The organism is Methylobacterium sp. WL18 (assembly GCF_008040015.1).
Classification (GTDB): domain Bacteria; phylum Pseudomonadota; class Alphaproteobacteria; order Rhizobiales; family Beijerinckiaceae; genus Methylobacterium; species Methylobacterium mesophilicum.
Genome location: NZ_VRVD01000005.1, coordinates 24088 through 41997, shown reverse-complemented (window position 1 = coordinate 41997; position 17910 = coordinate 24088). Strand labels below are relative to the sequence as shown.

At 68.2% G+C, this 17910-nt stretch carries 22 protein-coding genes; 10 read left to right on the top strand and 12 right to left on the bottom strand.

From position 1 onward, the window contains the following. The 7 genes from FV228_RS34720 to FV228_RS01140 form a co-directional block, all read left to right on the top strand. A partial coding sequence (locus FV228_RS34720; protein ID WP_281406439.1) for a methyl-accepting chemotaxis protein occupies nucleotides 1-194 on the top strand: 194 nt, incomplete at its 5' end. A 116-nt stretch (nucleotides 195-310) separates the two neighbouring features. Then, nucleotides 311-955, top strand: coding sequence for a DsbA family protein (locus FV228_RS01165; protein ID WP_147852913.1), 645 nt, complete (start codon nucleotides 311-313; stop codon nucleotides 953-955). Between the two features lie 188 nt (nucleotides 956-1143). Further along, entirely contained in the window at nucleotides 1144-1518 is a 375-nt protein-coding gene (locus FV228_RS01160; RefSeq protein WP_147852912.1) for an AtpZ/AtpI family protein, read from the top strand. Between the two features lie 73 nt (nucleotides 1519-1591). Beyond that, nucleotides 1592-2347 carry a F0F1 ATP synthase subunit A gene (locus FV228_RS01155; protein ID WP_147852911.1) on the top strand — a complete coding sequence of 252 codons (756 nt, stop codon included), beginning with the start codon at nucleotides 1592-1594 and terminating at the stop codon, nucleotides 2345-2347. A gap of 107 nt (nucleotides 2348-2454) precedes the next feature. Next, on the top strand, nucleotides 2455-2682 hold the full coding sequence (locus tag FV228_RS01150) for a F0F1 ATP synthase subunit C (protein ID WP_007566773.1): 228 nt from the start codon (nucleotides 2455-2457) through the stop codon (nucleotides 2680-2682). 151 nt (nucleotides 2683-2833) lie between these two features. After that, nucleotides 2834-3412 (top strand): F0F1 ATP synthase subunit B', encoded by a 579-nt coding sequence (locus FV228_RS01145; protein WP_147852910.1) that lies wholly within the window; start codon nucleotides 2834-2836, stop codon nucleotides 3410-3412. A 16-nt stretch (nucleotides 3413-3428) separates the two neighbouring features. After that, a complete protein-coding gene (locus FV228_RS01140; protein ID WP_187277584.1) occupies nucleotides 3429-3914 on the top strand; it encodes an ATP F0F1 synthase subunit B in 486 nt (161 codons plus the stop codon). 114 nt (nucleotides 3915-4028) lie between these two features. Here FV228_RS01140 and FV228_RS01135 read toward each other — a convergent pair whose 3' ends face one another. Both FV228_RS01135 and FV228_RS01130 read right to left on the bottom strand, forming a co-directional pair. Next, nucleotides 4029-4352, bottom strand: a complete 324-nt coding sequence (locus FV228_RS01135; RefSeq protein WP_147852908.1) for a hypothetical protein — start codon at nucleotides 4350-4352, stop codon at nucleotides 4029-4031. Between the two features lie 23 nt (nucleotides 4353-4375). Then, nucleotides 4376-6331 carry a Hint domain-containing protein gene (locus FV228_RS01130; RefSeq protein WP_147852907.1) on the bottom strand — a complete coding sequence of 652 codons (1956 nt, stop codon included), beginning with the start codon at nucleotides 6329-6331 and terminating at the stop codon, nucleotides 4376-4378. Between the two features lie 366 nt (nucleotides 6332-6697). Here FV228_RS01130 and FV228_RS01125 point away from each other — a divergent pair, with 366 nt between their 5' ends. Then, nucleotides 6698-7978, top strand: coding sequence for an NAD(P)/FAD-dependent oxidoreductase (locus FV228_RS01125; RefSeq protein WP_147852906.1), 1281 nt, complete (start codon nucleotides 6698-6700; stop codon nucleotides 7976-7978). Nucleotides 7979-8029: 51 nt separating this feature from the next. On the opposite strand, the gene FV228_RS01120 is transcribed toward FV228_RS01125, so the two are convergent. Beyond that, on the bottom strand, nucleotides 8030-8899 hold the full coding sequence (locus FV228_RS01120) for a formate/nitrite transporter family protein (RefSeq protein ID WP_147852905.1): 870 nt from the start codon (nucleotides 8897-8899) through the stop codon (nucleotides 8030-8032). 41 nt (nucleotides 8900-8940) lie between these two features. Then, complete coding sequence (locus tag FV228_RS01115) at nucleotides 8941-9681, bottom strand: molybdopterin-binding protein (RefSeq protein WP_147852904.1); 741 nt, start codon at nucleotides 9679-9681, stop codon at nucleotides 8941-8943. Between the two features lie 164 nt (nucleotides 9682-9845). Here FV228_RS01115 and sfsA point away from each other — a divergent pair, with 164 nt between their 5' ends. Next, on the top strand, nucleotides 9846-10559 hold the full coding sequence (gene sfsA, locus FV228_RS01110) for a DNA/RNA nuclease SfsA (RefSeq protein ID WP_147852903.1): 714 nt from the start codon (nucleotides 9846-9848) through the stop codon (nucleotides 10557-10559). On the opposite strand, the gene FV228_RS01105 is transcribed toward sfsA, so the two are convergent. Beyond that, nucleotides 10546-11391, bottom strand: coding sequence for an FkbM family methyltransferase (locus FV228_RS01105; protein ID WP_147852902.1), 846 nt, complete (start codon nucleotides 11389-11391; stop codon nucleotides 10546-10548). The genes sfsA and FV228_RS01105 overlap by 14 nt on opposite strands. 116 nt (nucleotides 11392-11507) lie before the next feature. Between FV228_RS01105 and FV228_RS01100 the strand changes: the two genes are divergently transcribed. Next, on the top strand, nucleotides 11508-12272 hold the full coding sequence (locus FV228_RS01100) for an alpha/beta fold hydrolase (RefSeq protein ID WP_147852901.1): 765 nt from the start codon (nucleotides 11508-11510) through the stop codon (nucleotides 12270-12272). Nucleotides 12273-12274: 2 nt separating this feature from the next. Here the strand turns inward: FV228_RS01100 and FV228_RS01095 are convergent, their stop codons facing one another. The 7 genes from FV228_RS01095 to FV228_RS01060 form a co-directional block, all read right to left on the bottom strand. Beyond that, entirely contained in the window at nucleotides 12275-13036 is a 762-nt protein-coding gene (locus tag FV228_RS01095; protein ID WP_147852915.1) for an ABC transporter permease, read from the bottom strand. 14 nt (nucleotides 13037-13050) lie between these two features. Beyond that, entirely contained in the window at nucleotides 13051-13983 is a 933-nt protein-coding gene (locus FV228_RS01090) for an ABC transporter ATP-binding protein (protein ID WP_147852900.1), read from the bottom strand. Between the two features lie 197 nt (nucleotides 13984-14180). Continuing rightward, nucleotides 14181-14435: a hypothetical protein gene (locus tag FV228_RS01085; protein ID WP_147852899.1), complete on the bottom strand. Its 255-nt coding sequence runs from the start codon at nucleotides 14433-14435 to the stop codon at nucleotides 14181-14183. Between the two features lie 356 nt (nucleotides 14436-14791). Next, entirely contained in the window at nucleotides 14792-15103 is a 312-nt protein-coding gene (locus FV228_RS01080; RefSeq protein WP_147852898.1) for a hypothetical protein, read from the bottom strand. A gap of 655 nt (nucleotides 15104-15758) precedes the next feature. Further along, the gene (locus tag FV228_RS01070) at nucleotides 15759-15938 is read right to left on the bottom strand and encodes a hypothetical protein (RefSeq protein ID WP_147852896.1); all 180 of its coding nucleotides are present in this window, start codon (nucleotides 15936-15938) and stop codon (nucleotides 15759-15761) included. 209 nt (nucleotides 15939-16147) lie between these two features. Next, on the bottom strand, nucleotides 16148-16531 hold the full coding sequence (locus FV228_RS01065) for an SUF system Fe-S cluster assembly protein (RefSeq protein ID WP_147852895.1): 384 nt from the start codon (nucleotides 16529-16531) through the stop codon (nucleotides 16148-16150). Nucleotides 16532-16623: 92 nt separating this feature from the next. Then, nucleotides 16624-17868, bottom strand: a complete 1245-nt coding sequence (locus FV228_RS01060) for a cysteine desulfurase (protein WP_147852894.1) — start codon at nucleotides 17866-17868, stop codon at nucleotides 16624-16626. Between the last annotated feature and the right edge of the window lie 42 nt (nucleotides 17869-17910).

Sequence of the window (17910 nt, the reverse complement as noted above, 5' to 3'; positions counted from 1 at the left end):
TCGGCAGCGTAATCGCGCTGATCTCGCAGATCGCCGGGCAGACCAACCTGCTGGCGCTCAACGCCACCATCGAGGCGGCCCGGGCCGGCGCTGCCGGCCGTGGCTTCGCGGTGGCCGCGATCGAGGATGACGGGTTGCGCGCCGCCCTGGACCGCCTCGGGATCGCCGCGGTGGCCACGCGGCCCGAGCGCTGACCCGCCGGTTTCAGCGGCGATTGCGTCATCTTGCCAGGAAAGCCGCGCCCGAGTACCCGCATCGGGACGCCAAGATTAAAGACGCGAAGACCGACCCGATCCGGCGGAGCCTGCCCATGACCACGCGACGCGACGCTCTCAAGTTCACCGGCCTCGCGCTCGGCGCCGGCTTGGCCCTGCCTTATCTGGCCCGCTCGGCCTGGGCGCAGAACGCCGATCTGGCCGCCCTGATGCAGCCGGGCCCCCTCGGCGACGTCTGGCTCGGCCCGGCCGACGCCAAGTGCACGATCATCGAATACGCCTCGATGACGTGCTCGCACTGCGCCGCGTTCCATCGCACCACCTGGCCGGTGCTCAAGGAGCGCTACATCGATACCGGCAAGGTGCGCTTCACCCTGCGCGAATTCCCCCTCGACCCGCTGGCCACCGCCGCGTTCATGCTGGCGCGCTGCCAGGGCGAGGCCAAGTATTACCCGATCACCGACCTGCTGTTCGACCAGCAGCCGGCCTGGGCCTTCACCCAGAAGCCCGTCGACGCGCTGGAGCAGATGCTCCGTCAGGCCGGCTACACCAAGGATACCTTCGAGGCCTGCCTGAAGGACCAGAAGGTCTACGGCGCGGTCAACGCCGTGAAGCAGCGCGGGCTGGACGTGATGAAGGTCGACTCCACCCCGACCTTCTTCATCAACGGCGAGCGCTACACCGGCGAGATGACGATCGACGGCATGGAGAAGGTCATCAAGCCGATCATCGGTGCCTGATCGTCGCGGCGGTCGATGCGCGAAGCACCACCGCCCAGCCTGGGCAAAAGCCTGAAAACAGCAACCGGTTCAAAGACTTACTATGTATCGAGGTCGCCTTGACACCCAAGATAGGCGAAACTATGGTGCGCCCGCTTGATGGGGGCGTCCAGCCGGTTTCAGATCCTCCCGCCCTGTGAGTTTCAGCCGTGAGCGGCGACGATTCCAGGGACGGGAAAGAGGCCGCGGGAACGCCGACGGACAGCGAACTCTCCGCGAGGCTCAGACGTCTCGAGACGCAGATCGAACGGAAGCGTCCGCAGGCCGCTCCCGATCCTTCCTTGCGGCCTCGGGGTACCGGGCCCTCCTCGCTCGGTCAGGCCATGACGATCTCCACGGAGTTCGTGGCGGGGGTGATCGCGGGGGGCATACTCGGCTGGATCGTCGATCATGTCTTCGGGACGAAACCCTGGGGCCTGATCGTCCTCCTCATGCTGGGGTTCGTGGCGGGGATCTACAACGTGATGCGGGTGTCTGGTTTTGCCGGCGCGCGTCCCGGACGAGACGATCGGCAAGAGCCATAAGGCGCGCCGGTCGATAGGGGTTTGAGGCGATCGACGCTGTCGATGCGCCGGATCAAGAGGGGCGGAAGCGGGAATGGCGGTCACGATCGACCCGATCCATCAGTTCGAGCTGAAGCCGCTCGTATCGCTCGGCCATATCGGCCATCAGCAACTCGCGTTCACGCAATCCGCCCTGTACATGTTCGCCGCCGTCGGCGTGATCGCCCTGATCACGATCGTGGCGACGGCGTCGCGCTCGGTGGTGCCGGGGCGGATGCAGTCGCTGGCCGAGATCTTCTACGAGTTCATCGCCGACACGGTGCACCAGGCGACCGGCGACGGCGGCAAGCGGTTCATGCCGCTGGTCTTCTCCCTGTTCATGTTCGTGCTGATCCTGAACCTGTTCGGGATGATCCCGTACGCGTTCGCGGTGACCAGCCACCTGATCATCACCTTCGGCCTCGCCGCCCTGGTGATCTCGGTCGTGGTGATCTTCGGCGTCATGAAGCACGGCACCCACTTCTTCGGCCTGTTCGTGCCGTCGGGCGTGCCGAAGCCGCTGCTGGCGATCCTGGTGCCGATCGAGATCATCTCGTTCATCTCGCGGCCGATCAGCCTGTCGGTGCGTCTGTTCGCGAACGTGCTCGCCGGCCACATCGCGATGAAGATCTTCGCGTTCTTCGTGGTCCAGCTTCTTCTCGCGGGTGCCTGGAGCGTGCTATCGCCGCTTCCGCTGTTCCTGACGATCGCGCTGACCGCTCTCGAGTTCCTCGTTGCGGCGCTTCAGGCCTACGTCTTCGCGACGCTGACGGCGATCTACCTCAACGACGCTCTCCACCCCGGCCACTAGGCGCACGCCCCGGCCGCTCAGCTTCACCCCGGCCTCCGGACTTGGCCGGCTCCACCCGCCGCGAACGTCACCGCACGTTTCGATCTGAAGAGACCTCAGGAGTTATCATGGATCCCGTCGCTGCGAAGTACATCGGCGCCGGCCTCGCCTGCCTTGGCATGGCGGGTGCAGGCATCGGCCTCGGCAACCTGTTCGGTCAGTTCCTCGCCGGCGCCCTTCGCAACCCCTCCGCGGCCGACGGCCAGCGCGCCACGCTGCTCCTGGGCTTCGCCCTGACCGAGGCGCTGGGCATCTTCTCGCTGCTCATCGCGCTGCTGCTGCTCTTCGCCGTCTGATCGACGCGCTCGGAGGCCGCGGACACCGCGGCCTCCACCGGGCTCTCACCCCGCCCGACCAACGGGTGGGCGCTTCGCGAACGAGGCGTCCGCCTTCTTCCGTCACCGCGTCGGCGGTGACCTGTGCGAACGGTGTCAGTGTAGCGGTCTCATGGCGCAGCCGAATCCCCTCACCACGCCGCCCCCGGGCGCCGACACGCAGCTCGTGCCCGGCCATGTCGAGCACACGGAAGCGCATAGCGGCGCCTTCCCGCCCTTCGAGACCTCCGGATTCCTGTCGCAGCTGATCTGGCTCGCGCTGGCCTTCGGTCTCCTCTACTACCTGATGGACAAGGTCGCGCTGCCGCGGATCCAGGCGATCCTGCACGCCCGCGCCGAGCGCCTGCGGACCGATCTCGATCAGGCCCAGGCCATGAAGTCCGAGGCCGATGCCGCCGGACTGGCCTATGAGACCGCGCTCCGCGATGCGCAGGGCAAGGCCCGCGACATCGCCCAGACCACCCGGAACGAGCTGGCCGCCGAGGCCGATGCCAAGCGCAAGGCGCTGGAAGCCGACCTGAACACGAAGCTCTCGTCCGCCGAGGCGACGATCCGCACGCGGACCGAGGCTGCGATGGGCAACGTCCGCAGCATCGCCGGCGAGACTGCGGCGGCGATCGTGGAGCGCCTGACGGGCCAGGCGCCCGATCCGGCGACCCTCGACCGCGCCCTCGACGCTACCGCACACTGAACGGGAACCCACGATGCTGCTCGAAGCCGAATTCTGGGTCGCCGTCGCGTTCGTCATCTTCATGGGGATCGCCTGGAAGGCCGGTGCCTTCGCGACCATGACCAAGGGCCTCGACGGTCGCGCGACCCGCGTCCGTCACGAGCTCGACGAGGCCAAGCGCCTGCGCGAGGAGGCCGCGACCGTGCTGGCCGACTACAAGCGCCGCCGCGCCGAGGCCGAGAAGGAAGCCGAGTCGATCATCGCCGGCGCCCGCGAGGAGGCCAAGCGCGCCGCCGAGGAAGGCCATCGCAAGCTGGACGACTTCCTGGCCCGGCGCACCAAGGCCGCCGAGACCAAGATCGCGCAGGCCGAGGTCCAGGCCGAGGCCCAGGTTCGGGCGGCCGCTGCCGATGCGGCCGTGAAGGTCTCCGAGACGATCCTGCGCGAGCGCATGCAGGGCGACGCGGCTCAGGGCCTGATCCGCTCCAGCCTCGGCGAGGTCCGGACCCGCCTGCGGTCCTGATCCCGGACATCCCGCGCCGACGAGAAGCCGCCTCCGGGCGGCTTTTTTCGTTCGGATGCCCCGGGTGCCCTTTCGTGGCCGCCACCCGGCCCTGTCGTCGGGGTGGCGGGGTCGTCATGGCGTGCGAACGATCCGGAGCGTCGCCGGGAGCACGTAGGGCGAGCCCGGCAGGTGCGCGCCGTCACCCTCACGCCGCACGCTGATCGCGTGATCCTGGCGCGGAGAGAGCAGCCCGACCGGGAGGTCCAGCGCGAAACCGCATCGTCCCGTGCCGATGCCTTCGACGGCGAGGTCCTCGCGGAACAGGTCGGCCCGGCAGCGACCGAGGACGCGCCGCTCGACCGCCACCAGGATCGCAACCGGAACGTCCGGAGCATCCGTCTCCCACGCCCAGCCGACGATGCGGCGATGGCTGAGCACGTCGATACTACCGCGCATCGTCATGATGTCGCTTTCCGGCGTCAGGCGACCTGCGCCCGGCTCCATTCACCCGTTGCGTCGAGCCGCATGGCGCCGATCCCGGCTCCGTCGGCCGAGCGACGCACCGAAACGGTATGGGAGACGCCGACCGCGAGCGGCACGTCCAGACCCAGGTCGAACCCGTGCCGCCCTCCGCCGATCCCGGCCGCGCCGAGATCGGGCCGGTCGATCTCCGCGAGCATCATGGCGACCACGACGCCGTCCACGAGGACGTCCAGGCAGACCGGTCCGCTCGGATGCGCGGTATCCTGGGCCCAGCCGGCGACGCGCAGGTCGCCGTTCCGGATCTCGCACACATCCAGGCTGCCGCGGATGTCGCCGAAGCCCGGCTCGTCCACCGACAGGCCGGCCCGCTGGATCAGACGGCGGACGAGCGCCTTCAGGAACGGACCGTCCTCCACGCGCTCGGCATAGGCCGCGGGCGCCGGGCGCATTCCCGGCCGGCCCGTGCCGCCGTCGAATCGCGCGCGCAGGCCGGCTGCAGGGAAGAAACTCTCGGCCGGTGCGGCTTCGGCCAGCAGCATGTCGTGCGCGTCGAGTTCGATATGCCAGTAGGTCAGGTCGGCCACCGCCTCACCGCGCGTGATGGACCGGCCGTTGACGAGATGACCGGCGGCGACGAGCAGGCCGTGCAGATGGAGCGCATGGTCCGGCGAGACCCAGAGGTCCCGGATAGGTACGCCGTCCGCGAGGGCACCCGCCTTGATCCGGACGGGCCTGTCCGCTCGCGGTGCGGTGGCGCCGGAGTAGCGGCGCGTGCCGATCCATCGGATCGGCCGCAGCTGCCCCGAGGCGGTCACGACCTGCTGACCGACCCGTAGAGCCTCGACTGCAACCTCGCCGTGTTCTGTGAGGATGCGGGTGCCGGTGCAGTAGCACGGCGCCGGAGTGTTGGATGGCGGCGATCCGGGCGTGGCCTCCGCGCCGGCCGGCGCCGCGGCCGCACCTGTCGCGGGCGATGATGTCGCCGCGCCGGATGTCGGCGACGACGCTGGAAGACCCGAGACCGATGTCGGCGACGATGCTGCGGGACCCGAGAGGGATGACGACGCGGCTGCCCCTCCCCTGATGGGTGACGACCCGACCCCTGTCGTGGAGCCCGAACGGGCGGCGGTGGCGCCGTAGAGGCCCGGATCGTACCCATCCGGAGACGAAACCCGGCCCTGTGGCACCGCGACCGCGTTCGTGCTGTTGGAGTAGACCCGGATGTAGTCGATGGTCGATGTGATCGGGCTTCCCGTGGCGGTCCCTTCGCTCCGGACCGCCAGGTCGGCGATCAGGTACATCGGGCTGTGCAGGTCCGACGGCGTGATCTGCGATCCGGTCAGCTGGCCGTCGACATAGAAGCTGATCTTGTCCGCCTGCCAATTCATTCCGTAGGTGTGATAGCCGGACGGATTGTTCAGACCGGTGACGACTTGCCGATTGGTCTGCCAGGGTATGCCGTTCTGCGGATCGGTCGTGTGGATCGTGCTGTAGACGCTCCGGTCGTCGTTGCCGTAATGCTCGACGACGTCCAGTTCCTGGTGACCATTGGTGGCGCTCGATTGCGGGCTCTGCTGGTTCGGCAGCAGCCAGAACGCATCCCACGCGTTCGAATCGTTCGAGAAGTCGGCCCGGATCTCGAAGTAGCCGTAGGTCTGCGAGAAGTTGCCCTGCGTGGTGATCAGCCCCGATTCCCAGCTTCCGGGATAGCCGTACGGGGTCCGGTCCGGCACCGCCGTGATCGACAGCGTCCCGTTCTGGACGCTGAACGGATCGTAGCCCGAGGACGGATCGACGAAGGACGAACGCCCGAACCCGATATCGGACCTGTCGTCGGTCGTCCGCCACTCGGCACGCGTGTCGGCGTAGGTCGTTCCGGCACCGGTCCGGGAGATGCTGCGGTTATTGAACTCGTCGTCGAACGTCAGCCGATAGCCGGTGAGATCAACCATTCAGGCCGCCCCTTTTAGGCAGGTTGTCCGCTATTGAACGCTTTTTCTGGCGTTTAGCATTGGTCATTAACAATGATCAAATGGTAAACAAGGCGTTACACGGCGTCTCCCGGGCGGCGATGAGGGACGTCTGACGCCGGGCCGCATTTCGGGCGGGGATCGGCGTCGGTGGGGCTATTCCGGATCGCCGCGCAACGGTCCCGATGACGGGCGGCGACAGCGTGTTCGGTGGGTCTACGCCCGCATTCTCCCGTCGACCGATCCATTCCCGCGGAGGCGGCGGACGGCACGGTATGTCCGGACAGCGGGTCGCGAACATCGCTGCCGGCACTGCGTTCACCGGGAACGAGAATTCCGGGAGACGGCATGGCGGACAAGGCGCGGATCGTGATCGTCGGTGGTGGGGTTGCAGGGATCGAGGTGGCCACCAGCCTCGGCCGCGGTGGCAAAGCCGAAATCGTGCTGGCCGATCGCAGCCTGTCCCATGTCTGGAAGCCGATGCTGCATACCTTCGCCGCCGGTACCGCCCGGCCCGATCGGCAGAAGGTCGACTTCTTCGCGCAGGCGCGCCGGAACGGCTTCCGGTTCCAACCCGGGACCCTCATCGGGATCGACCGTTCGGCCCGCCGGGTGCGGCTCTCAGTCGAGGCGGCGCAGGGACGGCCGGAAGCCGACCTCGACTACGATCTCCTGGTCCTCGCCATCGGCAGCAGGGCCAACGACTTCGGAACGCCGGGCGTCGCCGAGCACTGCCTGACCATCGATGACCTCACCGAGGCTGAATCGTTCCACCGGCACCTGCGGCGCCACCTGCTGGCCCGGCTCGACAGTCCCGATCGGCTCGAGATCGCCATCGTCGGCGGCGGCGCCACCGGCGTCGAACTGGCCGCTGAGCTGAAGCATGCCATCAACCTGGCCTCGGATTACGGCTCTCCCGACCTGCCGCGCCGGCTGCGCCTGACCCTCATCGAGAGCGGTCCGCGCCTCCTGCCGGCCTTCCCCGAGCGGGTCTCCCGGGCGGCCGCTCGCACCTTGTCCGACCTCGCCGTTGAGGTGCGGACCGGCGCCATGGTGACGGGCGCGGACGCGTCGGGCTTCACCCTGAAGGATGGCAGCCGCATCTCGGCCGGGTTGAAGGTCTGGGCCGCCGGCGTGAAGGCTCCGGACGTGCTCGGCACTGTCGAGGGGCTGGAGCGGTCGCGGACCGGCCAGCTCACGGTCGGTGACGACTTGCGCACGACCCGGGACCCGGCGATCGCCGCGCTCGGGGACTGCGCCAGCCTCGTTGACAGCAAGACCGGCAAACCGGTCCCGGCCACGGCCCAGGCGGCGCGGCAGCAGGCGCAGCACCTCGCGCTGCATCTCGGTCGGGCGCTGGCCCGGGGCGACACGGTCGCGACGGACCTGCCGCCGTTCCAGTATGTCGAGAAGGGCGCCATCGTCTCGCTGGCCGATTTCAACGGGTGGGGCACCCTCGGGCGCTACACGTTCGGGGGCGGCCGCCTGAACGGCCTCTCGGCCCGGCTCACGCACGATCTGCTGTACCGGCAGCACCAGATCGGCCTGTACGGCCCGCTGCGCGGGACGATGACCTGGATCCTCGACGACCTCGATCACCTGATCAGCCCGCCGGTGAGCCTCGATTAGCCCCCGCGCGCGCCAAGTGGATATCGGTTCGGCGTGAGTGCGCGCGTCCGGTCAGTCGGGGCGCTCGCCCTCGACCTCCTTGGTCTCCTCCACCTGCGGGGCGACCTGGCCGTAGTTCAGCACCGCCACCAGGGTGACGCCGCCGATGACGTTGCCGAGCAGCGTCGGCAGGAAGAACCGGTACCCGTAATCCTCGAGCGAGGCCGCGCCGGTGATCAGCAGGTAGAACGCCTCCACGGAGCCGGCGACGATGTGGGCGAGCCCGCACAGCGAGACCAGCCAGGTCATCAGCAGGATCACGAACGGCGCCGCGCTGCCCGTGGCGGGCAGAAACCAGACCATCAGGGCGATCATCCAGCCGGCAAACACCGCCTTCACGAAGGTGGACCAGAACCCGTGCGCGATGGCGTCGTGGCTGATCTCCGCGAAGGCCTTGAGCACCGGCGGCTCGAACGCGCCGGCGTTGGCGAGCACTGCGGCGATGGCCAGCGTCCCGAGGATGTTGCCGCACAGGACGATCAGCCAGAGCCGCACCACCCGGAACGCCGTCTTCACCGTCCGGTCGTGCAGCAGCGGCAGGATCGGCGTGATGGTGTTTTCGGTGAACAGTTGCTGGCGCCCCAGCACGACGACCAGGAAGCCCACGGCGTAGCCCATCGTGGTGACGATCTTGGCCCAGTCGGCCTCGGGCAGGTGGCTCTTGAGTACGCCCGGCACGATCAGCGACAGCGCGATGCTGAGTCCCGCCGCGAAGGCGGAGAGGAACAGGGCGATGCCGTGGCGGCGCAACTCCTCGTCGCCCTCCAGCCGGATCACCTCGTGAAGCACGTAGGCATCCGGGCGGCCGATCTCGGAGACCTCCTTCAGCAGTTCGTCCCGCCGCGCCTCCTTGTCGGCCCGGTCCCTCTGATCCTGGATCATCCGTTCAGCTCCCTGACGCCACGCGACCGAACGTGAGAGAGTCAGGTCGTGAGCCGCGCCACGAGCGCTTCGACCACCGCCTTCGCCTCCGCCAGGGCCTGCGCATCCCGGCTGCGCACGACGATCCGGTTGCGGAACCCCTCCGGCGTCAGCGCCGGGTAGGAGCCGATCGACACGGCCGGCCGGGCCCTGGCGATCTCGCCGAGTTCGCCTCCGTATTGGCCTTCGGGGAGCCCGACGGCCTCGATGGTCTCGGAGATCATCGCGGCACCGCCCTTGAGGGTCGGCGCGACGGCATCGAGCATGGCCTGCATGATGCTCGGCACCCCGGCCATGACGTGGACGTTGCCGATGCGGAAGCCCGGGGCCTTCGACACCGCGTTGGGGATCAGGTCGGCGCCGAACGGGATCCGCGCCATGCGCAGGCGGGCCTCGTTCAGGTCCTCGGGCTTGTGACGCTCCAGCAGCATCGCCCGCGCCCGCTCGTCGATGTCGATGCCGACCCCGAACGCCTGGGCGACGCAATCGGCTGTGATGTCGTCGTGGGTCGGGCCGATCCCCCCGGTGGTGAACAGGTAGGTGCAGCGCGCCCGCAGGGCGTTCACCGCCTCCACGATCATCGCGGCCTCGTCGGGCACGATCCGCACCTCCCGCAGGTCGATCCCGGCGGCGGTGAGGAAATCGGCGATGGTGCCGATGTTCTTGTCCTTGGTACGCCCCGATAGGATCTCGTCGCCGATGACGAGGATCGCGGCCGTGATCGGATCGGAAGGCTGGTCCATGGAACTCTGTCGGCGAGGAGCAGGTCGAGGCCGGATCGCGGTCCGGCCGACGGTATCCCGCGCGCAACGGTCTCGCCGCCGCAGCGGTGACACCTTTGACGGTGGATGCTCTGCAGATAGCGCGACCGCCGGCCCGGACCACACGAACCCGGAGATATCCCCCGATGCTGTTCGCCGCGCCGCTCGCGCCCGGTCTGCTGGTGCAGCGCTACAAGCGCTTCCTCGCCGACATCGAAACCGCGGACGGCCTCGTCACCGCGCACTGCCCCAATCCCGGTGCGATGCTCGGCCTCAACGAGCCGGGTCGGCCGGTCCTGCTCTCCCGCTCGAGCAATCCCGCGCGTAAGCTGCCGCTGACCTGGGAGCTGGTGGAGGCCGACCTGCCGGGCGGCCCGCAATGGGTCGGCATCAACACCCTGCGTCCGAACGCCCTGGTGGCCGAGGCGTTTCGCGCCGGCGGGATCGCGGCGCTCGCCGGGCACGATGTCTTCCGTCCGGAGGTCCGCTACGCGAAGGCCAGCCGCGTCGATTTCCTCGCGAGCGGCGCAGGCAGCGGGCCGTGCCACGTGGAGGTCAAGAACTGCCACCTGATGCGCCGGGCGGGCCTCGCGGAATTCCCGGATTGCGTCGCCGCCCGCAGCGCCCGGCACATGCGCGACCTGGCCCAGGTGGTCGTGGATGGCGGCCGGGCGATGGTGATCATCGTGGTGCAGATGCACGCGGAGGCGTTCGACGTCGCCCGGGACATCGACCCGGCCTTCGACCGGGCGTTCCGCGACGCCCGCGCGGCCGGCGTCGCAGTGCATGCCTACCGCTGCGCGGTGAGCCCCGCGGGGGTCGCCCTGACCGACGAGATCCCGGTGATCACGCCGCCCTGACGGGCGCCTGCCGCTCGAACATCAGGTTCAGCCGGGAGCGCGAGATCTCGCGATAGCCGAATCTCTCCAAGTGCGTGGGCAGGTCGATCTGCCACTGGCCGGTGCCGTTCTCGATCAGCAGGATGCGGGGGAGCAGCGCCTCCGGCGCCTCGCGCAGGAACGGCTCCAGGATCAGGTCCTCTGCGCCTTCCACGTCGAGCTTGACGGCGTCGACGCGGGTCAGGCCTTCGGCCCGCAGCAAGTCGAGGAGCGGCACCGCCGGCACGGTGATCCGGGCGCCCTCGTTGGTGCCGACAATCCGCAAGCTCGACTCGCCGCGGTTGCGCGGGTCGATGAACAGGGTCAGCTCGCCGGCCTTGTCGGCCACCGCGCAGGCGACCGCCTTGACGGTGTGGAACGGGTTCTGGGCGATGTTGTAGGTGAGACGCTCGAACACGTCGGGCTGCGGCTCGACCGCGACGATCCGGGCGGCCGGCCCCGAGAACGCCGCGACGCACAGGGCGTAGGCGCCGATATTGGCGCCGATATCCAGGAAGACGCAGTCCTTCGGCAGGCGCTCCTGCAGCAGCGCCCGCTCCTGCGGATCGAAGAATTGCGGCGTGAACAGCACCTTCTTCTCGCAGTTGTTGTTGTAGGGGTGCAGCCGCATCCGGGCTCCGTAGCGGGTCACGTCGAGGGGCTTGCCGCCCAGCCGCGAGATCGCGATCCGGCGCAGGAACAGCGCCAGGCGCCGCCCATACCAGGACTCGGCCGGGATCCGGTTGGTCCGGCGGGTGATCGCCGCCACGAGGCCGGCCGGTTCGTAGGTGCCGTAGGGCTTGGGATCGGTCATAACCGGGGCGGTGTGCCAGCCCCCGCCCGCCCCCGCAAGCGGAGCGATCCGCGTTGCCCCCGCGCGGCCCTGTGGTCTAAGCGGAGGCCGAGCTTCGACGGCACGGGTTGCACGGCATGGATTCCTTCAATTCGGACGGCGTGCGGATCGCCTATATCGACGTCCCGCCGGCGGAGGGGGCCGGCACGCCGATCCTGCTGATCCATGGTTTCGCCTCCAACCACGCGGTCAACTGGGTCAACACCCAGTGGGTGCGCGTTCTGACGCAGGCCGGCTACCGGGCGATCGCCCTCGATAATCGCGGGCACGGCGAGAGCGAGAAGCTCTACGACCCGGCCGAATACAGCTCCGAGGCCATGGCGGGCGACGCGATACGGCTGCTCGACCATCTCGGCATCGAGCGCGCGCACGTGATGGGCTATTCGATGGGCGGGCGGATCACCGCCCACATCGCCCTCGACCATGCCGACCGGGTCCGGTCCGCGCTGATCGGGGGGCTCGGCATGCACCTCGTCGAGGGCAAGGGCTTGCCGTCCGGGATCTCCGAGGCGCTGGAGGCGCCCCCCGGCACACCCGCTCCGAACCCGACCGCCGCGGCGTTCCGCACCTTCGCCGAACAGACCCGGAGCGACCTGCGCGCGCTCGCGGCCTGCATGCGCGGCTCGCGCCAGACGCTGAGCCGGGCGGAACTCTCCCAGATCGAGGTGCCGGTGCTGGTCTCGGTCGGCACCCTCGATACGGTGGCGGGTTCCGGCCCGGCCCTGGCCGCCCTGATCCCAGACGCACGCGCTCTGGAGATCGAGGGCAAGGACCACTCCACCGCCGTGGGCGCCAAGCCGCACCGGGACGGCGTGTTGGCGTTCCTCGCCGCGAAGCCCTGAAATCAACTCTTCAGGCGGTAGCCGGTGCGAAAGATGTAGGTGACGAGGCCGAGGCAGATCACCAGGAACAGCATCGTCATCCCGAGGCTGATCGCGATGCTGACATCGGCCTTGCCGAAGAACGCCCAGCGGAAGGCGCTGATCAGGTAGACCACCGGGTTGACGAGGCTCACGGCGTGCCAGAACGGCGGCAGCATGTCGATGGCGTAGAAGCTGCCGCCCAGGAACGTCAGGGGCGTCACGACGAGGAGCGGCACCAGCTGCAGCTTCTCGAAGCCGTCCGCCCAGAGCCCGATGACGAAGCCGAACAGGCTGAACGTCACCGCGGTGAGCAGCAGGAAGGCGATCATCCAGACCGGATGGTCGATCCGCAGCGGCACGAACAGCGCCGACGTCGCCAGGATGATCAGGCCGATCAGGATCGACTTGGACGCCGCCGCGCCGACGAAGCCCAGCACCACCTCCAGCGGCGAGATCGGGGCCGAAAGGATCTCGTAGATCGTGCCGGCGAAGCGCGGGAAGTAGATGCCGAACGAGGCGTTCGAGATGCTCTGCGTCAGCAGCGAGAGCATGATCAGTCCGGGCACGATGAACAGCCCGTAGGGCACGTCGTCCACCGCCGAGACCCGCGAGCCGATCGCGGCCCCGAACACCACGAAATACAGGGTCGTCGAGATCACCGGGGCCAGGATGCTCTGCCCGGCGGTGCGCCAGAAGCGGCCCATCTCGAAGCGGTAGATGGCGCGGACCGCCGGCCAGTTCATGCTCATGGTCGCGCTCATATCCGTGCCTCTCCCTCGCGCACCAAGCCGACGAAGATGTCCTCCAGGGAACTCTGCTCCGTATGGAGGTCGCTGAACCGGATGCCGGCCGCGGCGAGGCCGGTGAGCAGGCCGGTGATCCCGGTCCGCTCCGCGCGGGTGTCGTAGGTGTAGACCAGTTCACGGCCGTCGCCGGCGAGCGCCAGCTCGTACTCCGCCAACTCGGGCGGGACCGTGGCGATCGGCGTCTGGAGCTGGAGGGTCAGCTGCTTGCGCCCGAGCTTGTGCATCAGCGCGGCCTTCTCCTCGACCAGGATGATCTGGCCCCGTCGGATCACGCCGATCCGGTCGGCCATCTCCTCCGCCTCCTCGATGTAGTGGGTGGTCAGGATCACGGTGACGCCCTGCTCGCGCAGGTCGCGCACGAGCCGCCACATGTCCTGCCGCAGTTCCACGTCCACCCCGGCCGTCGGCTCGTCGAGGAACAGCACCCGGGGTTCGTGCGAGAGGGCCTTTGCGATCAGAACCCGGCGCTTCATCCCGCCCGACAAGGTCATCAGGCGGCTGTCGCGCTTGTCCCAGAGGGACAGGGCCCGCAGGATCCGCTCGATATGGCCGGGATCGGGCTGCAGCCCGAACAGGCCGCGGGAGAAGCTCACGGTGTTCAGCACCGTCTCGAAGGCGTCGGTGGTCAGTTCCTGCGGGACGAGCCCGATCGCCCGGCGCGCGGCGCGGTAATCCACGGCGATGTCGTGGCCGTCGACCACCACCGTTCCGGAACTCGCGGTGACGATGCCGCAGACGATATTGATCAATGTCGACTTGCCGGCCCCGTTCGGGCCCAGCAGCGCGAAGATCTCGCCCCGCTCGATGGCGAGGTCGATACCGATCAAGGCGGTGAAGCCGGACTGATAGGTTTTCGACAGCTTCGAGATGGAGATGATCGGCATCGGGGCCTGAAAGGAATGCGGGGCAGCGTGCGCCGGCGACCGCCGGCTCGGCTCGGGGCCCGTCTGCCGACGCCGTCGCGACGTTCCGCACGGCCTGCCGATCCGGTGGGCCTCTGGCGGAAGCGGCAGCCCCTATAGCACGGGGTCTGTACTGTTCTCACGCCGCCCAGGTGCGCAAGCGCACAGCGGGACCGGCCCTACTCCTGAGCGTCGGCGCAGCGGGAGACCAGCGCCAGGCATTGTCGCCGGGCCTCCGGATCGCGGATGCGCGAGAAGGTCGCCAGGATCGCCACGCACTCGGCCGCCGTCGGGCCCTCATCGCCTTGCGAAGTGCGGCGGCGAAAGAGCGATACCGGAAGGTCCAGGGTATCGGCGATGTATCGGAGGAGCTGAGCCCGCTCGTCGAGCCGCTCTGCGGCTTCGGAGGATTCGAAGGCTCCTGGCGTGGTCATCGTGCGGTCCAGCTTAAACGGCAGCCGAGCAGGGGTCTGCGCACCTCGAAAGGCCGACGCCGCTCGGGACGGAATTCGACCCGACCATTCATGAGTTTTCGCGACGCCGCAATCAACCGTTACGCTTCTCGGTAGTCACATGGACCAGAGACGCAGGATTGGTTTTGAGCCGGCCGGTAACGACCGGCTGCGGAGATTGAATACCGCGGTCGATTGAATTGCGCGCCGTCGCCGCTCTTGCGTGCCGAAACGCACCGCCGATCGCGAAGATCAGTAGAGGCGTGCTCCCGCTGAGGTCCGGCTGTCGATCCCGGGGCGCAGGTTCGCGTGCGACTGCTGACGCGCCTACGACGAGCCTATCCACCGTGCCGGAGCAAGACGAGCGCGGCCAGTCCGACCAGCGTCGCGAGGCCGAGCATCCTGCGCCACGGGTTGACGCCGCGGACGAGCTCATCGACCGCCCACCAGCCCAAGGCGACATCGGCGCCGATGGCGAGCCAAGACCCCAGGGGCTCGGCGCCGCTTGCCAGCCATGCCGCCAGCGTCAGCGCGAGGAACAGCCAGAGCGGCAGGTTCGGCCATTGCGCAATCGTGATGGCGCCGGTCTGCCGGTCCCGGAAAAGCCAGTCGCGCACCCGCAGGAGGGGACTGGTCGATGGCTGCATCATGGTCCGGCGCCCTTCCTGTTGCCGCGCTATCGTGCGGCGGCGCACCGCCGGCCGGCCGAAGCCCCGTTAAGACGAACTCACCAGGCCGGATCGATATTAACCGATTATCAACCTTACTAAATGGAAAGCGCAGACCAATCCCTAACAGTTCCTGAAACGACTCGCGAAACAGTCGTTAATCAGACGATAATGCATCATCGGAACGGCGACGAACCGCATCAAGAGGACGGATCCACCATGAGCACTCGCTTCGAAGACCTGAAGTTCATGCTCCTCCTCAGCGCCGTCACGCTGCTCGGCAGCGGCCTGGACGTCATCCTGCGCTGATCGAGGCCGCCACCATCCCGCCCATCTCCGTCGAACCGTGTCGCGCGAAGGCACGGCCCAGGGCGGACCGGGCCGCGGATTCCCGAGGTCGCCCGTCATCGCGTCCCTGGGCGACCGGGACATTCACGACCCGGGGACCAGGGGAAAACCACAGCCTCTGCGAGACCGGAATGGGGCCTGTCACCGGGATCTGGCCGGAGAGTAGGAAGCTGCGCAATTCTGCGACCCGCGCCCTGCGCTCCGTGCGTATGACAAAGGCGGCCACCACGATCCCGCTTAGCCCGGCCACTTCGAGAAGCACCGCGGCCACGTAACCCGGACCCATCCATCACCACCCTGTGCGATCAGCGAAGCCGCCTGAACGGGCGGCCACCCATCCCAAGTGGGCAATCGTGGTTACCGAAATCTTAAAATCACCATCGATTGATAGACCGTTCGGGCATTTCTGCATGCGTTCGACAGTAGCGACCGAATTGTAGCTCGCCGACCAGTCGAGCGCTTCTTCCATCACAAGCGTCGGCGTGCAGGCCTATAGCGCTATCGACGCGTTCTTCGTCCCATCGGGCGCCGTCAATAATAGCAATATTCGTCGAGGTCGCTCATTTCGTGGCCGAGTCGCGCGATAGAAAGGCTTCGGCGCACAGGGGGACGGCGCATGTGGAGCATGCGCCGTCCCGATAGATTGCATCCGGGGGGCATCGGCCGTTCCGGGCGGCGCTACCACATGTCCAGGGCGACGCGGGCCTCGTCCGACATCCGGCTCTGATCCCACGGCGGATCGAACACCATCGTGACGGCGCACGATTGAATGCCCGGCACAGCGCTGACGGCGTTCTCGACCCAACCCGGCATCTCGCCGGCCACGGGACAGCCGGGAGCGGTCAGAGTCATGTCGATCGCGACCTTCCGATCGTCGCCGATATCGACCTTGTAGATCAGGCCGAGCTCGTAGATGTCCGCCGGGATCTCCGGATCGTAGACGGATTTCAGCGCGGCGACGATGTCGTCGGTCAGCCGGTCTAACTCGGCCGGCGGGATCGCCGATGCGGCTTCGACCGCGGGGGCGTTCGCGCCGCCGGTGATTGTGGCGTCGGTGCTCATCGTTTCATTCTCCCCCGGGCCCGTCCAGACGGACCCGGTTTCCTCGCGGCACGCGCATCGTCCTCACGATATTGTTCGGGACGCTGCGCCGATCAGGCGAACATCATCTCGGCTTTGCCGAGCGCCTCGGCAAGGGCATCGATCTCGGCCGGCGTGGTGTAAAGCCCGAACGAGGCCCGGCAGGTCGAGGTGACGCCGAAGCGCGTGAGAAGCGGCATGGCGCAATGCGTGCCGGCGCGCACCGCGACGCCCTGTCGGTCGATCACTGTCGCGATGTCGTGCGCGTGGGCGCCCTTCATCTCGAAGCTGACCACGCCGCCCTTGCCCTTGGCGGTACCGATGATCCGCAGGGCGTTCATGGCGCCGAGCCGCTCGTGGGCGTAACGAGTCAGCATCGCCTCGTGCGCCGCGATGTTCTCCCGGCCCAGGCCCAGCATGTATTCCAGCGCCGCCCCGAGCCCGACCGCCTCGACGATCGCCGGGGTCCCGGCCTCGAAGCGATGAGGCGGGTCGTTGTAGGTGACCGTGTCCTGGCTGACGGTCCGGATCATCTCGCCGCCGCCCTGGTATGGGGGCAGGCGCTCCAGCCATTCCTTCTTGCCGTAGAGCACGCCGATGCCGGTCGGCCCGTAGACCTTGTGGCCGGTGAAGATGAAGAAGTCGCAGTCCAGCGCTTGTACGTCGATCGGCTGGTGGACGGCGCTCTGCGCCCCGTCGAGCAGCACCGGAACGCCGTGCGCATGCGCGATGCGGACGATTTCCTCCGCGGGTGTCACCGTGCCCAGCACGTTCGACATCTGGGTGATCGCCACCATCTTGGTGCGCGGCGTGAACAGCTTCTCGTACTCCTCGACCAGGAAGTTTCCGTCCTCGTCCACCGGCGCCCACTTGATCACGGCCCCGCGCCGCTCGCGCAGGAAGTGCCAGGGCACGATGTTGGAGTGGTGCTCCATGATCGACAGGATGATCTCGTCACCCTCGCCGATCAGCCCGGCCCAGCCCATGCTGGAGGCCACGAGGTTGTAGGCCTCGGTGGCGTTGCGGGTGAAGATGATCTCGTCGGTGGAGGCGGCGTTGAGGAACTGGCGCGTGGTCTCGCGGGCGCCCTCGAACCCCTCCGTGGCGGCGTTCGCCATGAAGTGCAGGCCGCGGTGGACGTTGGCGTAGCCGGTCTCCATGCAGGAGACCATCGCGTCGATCACCTGCCGGGGCTTCTGCGCCGAGGCCGCGTTGTCGAGATAGACCAGCGGCTTGCCGTAGACTGTCTGCGACAGGATTGGGAAGTCCTTGCGGACAGCCTCGACGTCGTAGCCGGTATTGCGGACGGGTGCGTTCATGGTCGCGACCTTCTGAGACCTCAAGTCCGTCCCATGGGCCAC

Bases quoted from the DNA above. Each gene is read 5' to 3' on its own strand.
- FV228_RS01165 (WP_147852913.1), top strand. From the start codon at position 311: ATGACCACGCGACGCGACGCTCTCAAGTTCACCGGCCTCGCGCTCGGC.
- FV228_RS01155 (WP_147852911.1), top strand. From the start codon at position 1,592: ATGGCGGTCACGATCGACCCGATCCATCAGTTCGAGCTGAAGCCGCTC.
- FV228_RS01150 (WP_007566773.1), top strand. From the start codon at position 2,455: ATGGATCCCGTCGCTGCGAAGTACATCGGCGCCGGCCTCGCCTGCCTT.
- FV228_RS01145 (WP_147852910.1), top strand. From the start codon at position 2,834: ATGGCGCAGCCGAATCCCCTCACCACGCCGCCCCCGGGCGCCGACACG.
- FV228_RS01135 (WP_147852908.1), bottom strand. From the start codon at position 4,352: ATGCGCGGTAGTATCGACGTGCTCAGCCATCGCCGCATCGTCGGCTGG.
- FV228_RS01130 (WP_147852907.1), bottom strand. From the start codon at position 6,331: ATGGTTGATCTCACCGGCTATCGGCTGACGTTCGACGACGAGTTCAAT.
- FV228_RS01125 (WP_147852906.1), top strand. From the start codon at position 6,698: ATGGCGGACAAGGCGCGGATCGTGATCGTCGGTGGTGGGGTTGCAGGG.
- FV228_RS01120 (WP_147852905.1), bottom strand. From the start codon at position 8,899: ATGATCCAGGATCAGAGGGACCGGGCCGACAAGGAGGCGCGGCGGGAC.
- FV228_RS01115 (WP_147852904.1), bottom strand. From the start codon at position 9,681: ATGGACCAGCCTTCCGATCCGATCACGGCCGCGATCCTCGTCATCGGC.
- sfsA (WP_147852903.1), top strand. From the start codon at position 9,846: ATGCTGTTCGCCGCGCCGCTCGCGCCCGGTCTGCTGGTGCAGCGCTAC.
- FV228_RS01105 (WP_147852902.1), bottom strand. From the start codon at position 11,391: ATGACCGATCCCAAGCCCTACGGCACCTACGAACCGGCCGGCCTCGTG.
- FV228_RS01100 (WP_147852901.1), top strand. From the start codon at position 11,508: ATGGATTCCTTCAATTCGGACGGCGTGCGGATCGCCTATATCGACGTC.
- FV228_RS01095 (WP_147852915.1), bottom strand. From the start codon at position 13,036: ATGAACTGGCCGGCGGTCCGCGCCATCTACCGCTTCGAGATGGGCCGC.
- FV228_RS01090 (WP_147852900.1), bottom strand. From the start codon at position 13,983: ATGCCGATCATCTCCATCTCGAAGCTGTCGAAAACCTATCAGTCCGGC.
- FV228_RS01085 (WP_147852899.1), bottom strand. From the start codon at position 14,435: ATGACCACGCCAGGAGCCTTCGAATCCTCCGAAGCCGCAGAGCGGCTC.
- FV228_RS01080 (WP_147852898.1), bottom strand. From the start codon at position 15,103: ATGATGCAGCCATCGACCAGTCCCCTCCTGCGGGTGCGCGACTGGCTT.
- FV228_RS01070 (WP_147852896.1), bottom strand. From the start codon at position 15,938: ATGGAAGAAGCGCTCGACTGGTCGGCGAGCTACAATTCGGTCGCTACT.
- FV228_RS01065 (WP_147852895.1), bottom strand. From the start codon at position 16,531: ATGAGCACCGACGCCACAATCACCGGCGGCGCGAACGCCCCCGCGGTC.
- FV228_RS01060 (WP_147852894.1), bottom strand. From the start codon at position 17,868: ATGAACGCACCCGTCCGCAATACCGGCTACGACGTCGAGGCTGTCCGC.